General features: G+C 64.1%; 5 protein-coding genes. 1 reads left to right on the top strand and 4 read right to left on the bottom strand.

Going from position 1 to position 5,769, the window contains the following annotated elements:
• Positions 1 to 688 (top strand): amidohydrolase family protein (locus GX181_01335; GenBank protein NLM70589.1); only part of this gene is annotated, 688 nt, incomplete at its 5' end.
• A gap of 143 nt (positions 689 to 831) precedes the next feature.
• On the opposite strand, the gene GX181_01330 is transcribed toward GX181_01335, so the two are convergent.
• The 4 genes from GX181_01330 to GX181_01315 form a co-directional block, all read right to left on the bottom strand.
• Positions 832 to 1,698, bottom strand: a complete 867-nt coding sequence (locus GX181_01330) for a hypothetical protein (protein NLM70588.1) — start codon at positions 1,696 to 1,698, stop codon at positions 832 to 834.
• A 346-nt stretch (positions 1,699 to 2,044) separates the two neighbouring features.
• Positions 2,045 to 3,217: a YidE/YbjL duplication gene (locus GX181_01325; protein NLM70587.1), complete on the bottom strand. Its 1,173-nt coding sequence runs from the start codon at positions 3,215 to 3,217 to the stop codon at positions 2,045 to 2,047.
• 18 nt (positions 3,218 to 3,235) lie between these two features.
• Complete coding sequence (locus GX181_01320; GenBank protein NLM70586.1) at positions 3,236 to 4,045, bottom strand: alpha/beta hydrolase; 810 nt, start codon at positions 4,043 to 4,045, stop codon at positions 3,236 to 3,238.
• 29 nt (positions 4,046 to 4,074) lie between these two features.
• Positions 4,075 to 5,769, bottom strand: a 1,695-nt coding sequence (locus tag GX181_01315) for a molybdopterin-dependent oxidoreductase (GenBank protein ID NLM70585.1), incomplete at its 5' end; no start/stop codon positions are given.

Raw genomic sequence — 5,769 nt, 5'->3', positions numbered from 1 at the left:
GGTCTACACGGAGAAGAAGAAGCTGCCAAACACGAGGATGGGGAACGCCGCGCTGATGCGCCAGGCGCTCGTGGATGCGCAGAACTACAGGAGCAGGCAGGAGCAGGCTAGGTCGAAGGGAGAGGCGAGCGAGCGGGACCTCGCTCACGAGGCGCTTCTGCCGGTGCTTGACGGGGATGTCCCCCTCTGCGTTCACGCGCACCGCTGCGACGACATAGCGACGGCCGTCAGGATAGCGAAGGAGTTCTCACTTCGCTACACGATCGAGCACTGCACCGAGGGGCACCTGATAGCGCCCTTCCTTGCGGAGAACAGAGTCATGGCCGCGGTTGGACCATCACTCACCAGCGCACCCAAGCTGGAGCTTCGCAACAAGACGTGGGACACTCCCGTGGCTCTGTGGAAGGCGGGGGTTCACTTCTGCATCATAACCGACCACCCGGTGATCCCGATAGAGCACCTGTCCGTCTGCCTCTCCCTCGCGGTGCGCGCCGGGCTTCCGCGCGACGTCGCCCTGCGGGCGGTTACCATGTCGGCGGCAGAGCATCTTGGCCTTGAGGACAGGATCGGATCCGTTGAGAAGGGAAAGGAAGCCGACCTGGTGGTATGGGACGGGGATCCGCTTGACGCACGCAGCAAGGCGCTGGTCACCTTCGTGAACGGTGAGATTGCTCACTCGCTGATCTGACGGGCTTCGGCCCGGAGGCCGCCAGGCCTCGCGAACCGATTCATCAAGACCACAAGTGCGGACTCGGGAACATGCCCGGTCCGCGCCTGTGGTTTTATGGTCATGTTGCTCGCTAATCCGGAGACAGGCTGTTTCTTCCTGTTTTATAACCCTCCGCCGCACGCATCCTGCAGGCAGTCGACTCCCTTGACAGAGGAGACGAACAGCGCCAGGGAGGCCATGTAGAGAGCCATGCCGGACTCCTCCGCCCTGCCCATGATAAGCACCACTACCGGCGCCACCAGGGAGAGCAGCGCGCAGAGGCGCAGCATGAGGGCCAGAAGGGCCGCGTGCTCTCGTCCGCCTCCGAAGGATGAGAAGAGTGCGCCAGTGAGGGCCAGGACTATCGGGAGGCTGGGGATGACCCAGTGCGGCACTGTCACGGAATAGAGAAGAGAGGGCAGGGTGCCGGGGGCCTCCAGCACGAGGAAGAGGAAGGCCGCTGAGAGCATCGCCATCTGGGCGGCTATGAGCTTAGGCGGCGAATCGGTGATTGAAGCACTGGTGTCGGTCCTTCCTTCGGCCAGGTACGCATGGCTCATTCCCGACATCACGAACAGGGTCAGGAAGAAGAACGCGCCCCGGAAGGAGGCGAACGCCTCGAGCACGCCGCCTGGGTCCACCATCCCCGTAAGGGTGACGCCCACCGGGACGAAGAGGAATCCGATGAAGGACAGAGTGACGATTATCGCATGCCCGCCTCTGAGCAGAACCCTCCACAGGTCGGACTCGCCCCCGCCCGCCACGTACCGTATGGTGGCGATGAGCATGAAGACGGCGAATACGATGCCAATGGCCGGCCAGGAGATCCCCTCGAGCTTCGGGAGGATGTCCAGCAGTCCTATGCGCACCTCGGGGAAGTCGACAATCGGTATGTCGGCAAAGAAGAGAAGAAATACGGCCGGGTAGTAGAAGAGGAGAGCATCGGCTGTTGCGGACCTGTCTGCGGAACGGAGTACTGAGCTTGACATGGAAGAACCTCCTCAATATTGATAAGTTCACGGCTTTTCGCCAACTAAGATTATACAGAAAGAAGCTTAAAAATCAATGTCGCCCCGCGAGCCTCTTAGCGGACTGTTTCTTGGCGCAATGCAAAGGCGGTCAAGGTCCCTCCGTCGCTGCACGCCGTTCGGGACGACAAGAGACCGCAAAGCAGCCCCAACTGTCATCCCGACGACGGGAGGGAGGGGGAATCTCGACTTGAGACGCCTTGGCCTGGAGATTCCTCCCCTCGTCGCTTTGCTCCTCGGGACGACAAGAGACCGCAAAGCAGCCCCAACTGTCATCCCGACGACCGGAGGGAGGAGGGATCTCCCCCTACCTCACCCTGAAAAAGGCCGCCAGCATCGTGGTGAAGACTACCATGCAGACTATCGCCACCGGGTAGGCCGCGCCGTAGCCTGCGCTGCACTCGTCCGTGCCGGTCGCGTCTATCGCGGCGGCGAGCCCCGGCGTGCTCGTCATCGCGCCGCATATCGCGCCCGCCAGGATGATCCAGTTGATCTTGAAGACGTATCGGCCCAGGAAGAATCCCGCGAGCTCCGCGGCCAGCGCCGCGCCTATGCCGACCGCTATCAGCAGCGGCCCGTGGTCCAGAAAGGCCTTCAGCGCCCCTCCTCCCGCGTTCAACCCCACCACAGCCAGGAAATACCCCAGGGATATCGATCGGATGGCCGACAGCACTCCCTTGTCCATCCTCATCGGCAGCGGGCCTATATGATCGAAGCTGCCGGCGAAGAGGGCGAAGAGCAGCGCCCCGCCGGTAGTGCCAAGACTGACCGTGCCCAGCGATCCGAGAGGGACTTCGATCTCGCCGATCACGGTACCGCCGACTATGCAGAGCACGAAGCTCAGCAGCGAGAAGGGAGTCGACGCCGAACGGGACTCCTCCGCAGCCGTGGACGGGCTCCCATCTTCGAGCTCGCGCGCCAGTTCCTCCCTCTCCTTTGCCACGTCCATCCCGAAGATCGCCGGGGCGAGCTGAACGAAGAGCACCACCGCCATCACTCCGAACGGGTAGGCTATCGAGTAGCCCAGCGCCACGTCCGGGTTGTTCGCCGTGGCCTCCAGGGCCGCGCCGAGTCCCGGCGAGCTGGTGAGCGCTCCCGTGTATGTCCCCGCTATCATGTACGGGGAGGCCGAGCCGGAGAAGAGGAGCCCCGCCGCGAGGGTCGCCAGCGCCCCGGCCCCGGTGACCACTATCGACAGCAGCACGAAGCGAGTGCCATACCTCCTGATGACTCGCGCGGTGTCCTCGGCGGCCAGCAGTCCGACCGCGACTACGAAGAACATAAGGTTCCACGTGAAGTACTCGCTCGGCACGGAATAGCCCGCCGCGCCGAAGAAGAGGCCGACGAACAGTGCCCCGGATATGCCCATGTTGATCCCGCGCACGGTTATCCTGCCGAGCAGCACTCCGAATCCCACCGTCAGGCTCATCAGGAAGAGGCTGTTTTTCATCAGTGATGTCGCGATCTCCAAAAGATTCATCTCCTTAGTATTAACGGGTCAATCGCCGAAAACGCTTGTGATGAAGGTGTCCAGCCCCTCCACGTAGGGCCTTCCCGTGTCCAGGAAGCCGAGGTTGTGGTCTCCCCTGAGCTGCAGGAACATCTTCGGCTCTCCGGCCGCCTCGAACAGGGTTTTGCCGTGACTGCCGGGGACGACCTCGTCCTCCGGGCTCGCCGCCACCAGCACAGGGCAGTGAATCCTCTCCAAACGTCCGATGGTGTTGAAGGCGTCACCCACTATCAGCCTTACCGGAAGGAAGAAGTAGTGCCCCTGCCCCACCGAGGCCAGGTCGGTGAAGGTCGACTCCAGGATCAGCGCTCCGGGTGAGAACTTCTCCGCCGCGTAGGCCGCCACCGCCCCGCCCAGGGACCTGCCGAACATGACTACACGCTCCCGCCGCTCGCCCAGCTCTCCCGTCAGCCGGCGCCACGCCCCCTCCACGTCGCTGTACACGCCTTTCTCGGAGGGTGTTCCCTCGCTTCTGCCGTAGCCTCGGTAGTCGAAGATGAAGACCGAGAGCCCCAGCCGATGGAAGATATCTATCGAGTCGAGCCTGTGGGAGATGTTGCCCGCATTCCCGTGGCAGAAGAGCACAGTAGCCCTCGAGGCGCCGTCGGCCGGGACGAACCAGCCGTGCAGCCTCGTTCCGTCCGATGCCTGGAAGTCGACGTCCTCGAAGGCCATCCCTCTGGATTCGGGCGTCGCCCACAGCTCCCGGTACGGGAAGAAGAGCAGCCTTTCCGAGAAGAGGAAGGCGAGCAGAACAACCACCGCATACCCGATGCCAATGAGAAAAACATACCGCATACGCAATTTTTACCTCCCGACCATGAAAGCTACTTCCTCCGCAGGGTCACTCTTCCCTCGGCGTAGGGAGCGCCGAACCCGGGGGCGACCAGCGGGTCGAGCAGCGTGTTTACTCCCTTCGTCCCCTGTGCTATCACGCAGTATCCCGCGCCGATGGAGGGATCGACCCTCACCGTGGCCTCAAGCTCGGCGCCCCGTCCGCTCCTCGCCACGGTGCCGTCGCCTTCGGCCAGGCCGAGCGAGTCGGCGTCCTCCGGCCCCACAGAGATCACGGGCCTGTCCGGCACATCGGGAGCGTCCCAGCTCTGTCCGTTGATGTACCCGGACTTGTGCACCGAGACCAGCCTCAGACCCTTCCCGGCGTGCATTGTCGGGGCGGACTCCGGCAGCAGGACCTTTCTCTCCGTCGTAGTCCAGTAGTCCGGCTCGTCCCACCGGTAGACCCCCTCCCCCACTTGCTCCAGCAGCGGCGAGGTCAGCATGAGCCGGTCCATCTCGCGCTTCTTCTCCATTATGTCGACCGATAGCCCGAGCTCGCACGCCAGGCGTGTGAAGATCTCCGCCTCCTCCAGCGCCTCCCCCCGAGGCGGAAGAACCCGCCCGGTGCGGACAAGGTAGTTGTGCCAGTACGAGCCGAGCCAGTCTCCCTCCTCCTCCAGGAAGGTGGTGGTGGGCAACACCAGGTCGCACTCGTGCGCCGTGTCGGACATGATGAAGTCGATGCAGACGGTGAAGGGCAGGCGTCGCAGCGCGTCGACGACCAGGTCCGATCCGGGGCTCTGGCGCGCCGGGTTGGCGCAGGAGATGATCATGACCTCGACGGGCGGATCGATGTCGTCGAGCCTCGTCTGCCACGCCGAGACGGGAAGCCTGCGCACATCCCTCGGGGCGGGCAGAAGCTCCTTCGGGAAGAGCGAATGCTCATCCTTGCTGAAAGCCAGTCCGGCCCCCGGCCCGTCGAACGCACCCAGCATCGTCGCCAGCGCGCCTATCCAGCGGAACTGCGCATCCCCGTGCATGTAGCGCTGAGCGCCGAACGCCGCGTAGTGGACGACGGGCGCGAATCCCTCGAGCCAGCGCAGAACCGAGGACGCATCCTCAGACGAGAATCTCGCGGCCTCGAGAAGCTCCCCGTCGTCGAGGGATTTCAAAGCCCTCCCGAAAGCCTCGGAATTCGTCGCTCTCTCCCTCCAGCCCTCCTTCGTGGTCAGGCGTTTGCACATCCATGCGGCCAGCGCCCAGTCGCCACCCGGGTTTATGCGCCACCAGCGGTCGGAGAAGCGGGTGGTGGGCGTCTCGCGGATCTCGATCGACGCGATCTCCCCCCCTCGCTCCCGGACTCGCTTCAGCAGGGGGACGGCGTGAGTGTGAGTCTCGAGGACGTTCCTCCCCCATAGAAGAACCCCGCGCGAGTGTCCGGCCATGAACTCCGGCCTAGTCACCGGCACCTCTCCGAAGCTCTCCGCAAGGCCGAAACCGCCGGAGGCGGAGCACTGGTTTCCCTCCCTGAGGGTGCAGCCGCCCAGCGCCTCGAACAGGTGGGGCAGCAGCAGCTTGGAGAAGTACATGGACCCGGTCCCGTTCAGGTAGAAGAGCGACCGAGGCCCGTGGCTCGATACGGCTCCGCTTATCCTGCCCGCCAGAGTCGCCAGCGCCTCCTCCCACGAGACGGCCTCGTGCCTCCCGTTGCGGCGCAGCAGGGGGGTCGCCAGCCTGTGCGGGCT

The organism is Synergistaceae bacterium (assembly GCA_012521675.1).
Lineage (GTDB): Bacteria > Synergistota > Synergistia > Synergistales > Aminobacteriaceae > JAAYLU01.
Note: the sequence above shows the minus strand (reverse complement) of the source record. Positions and strands in the feature narration are given on the sequence as shown.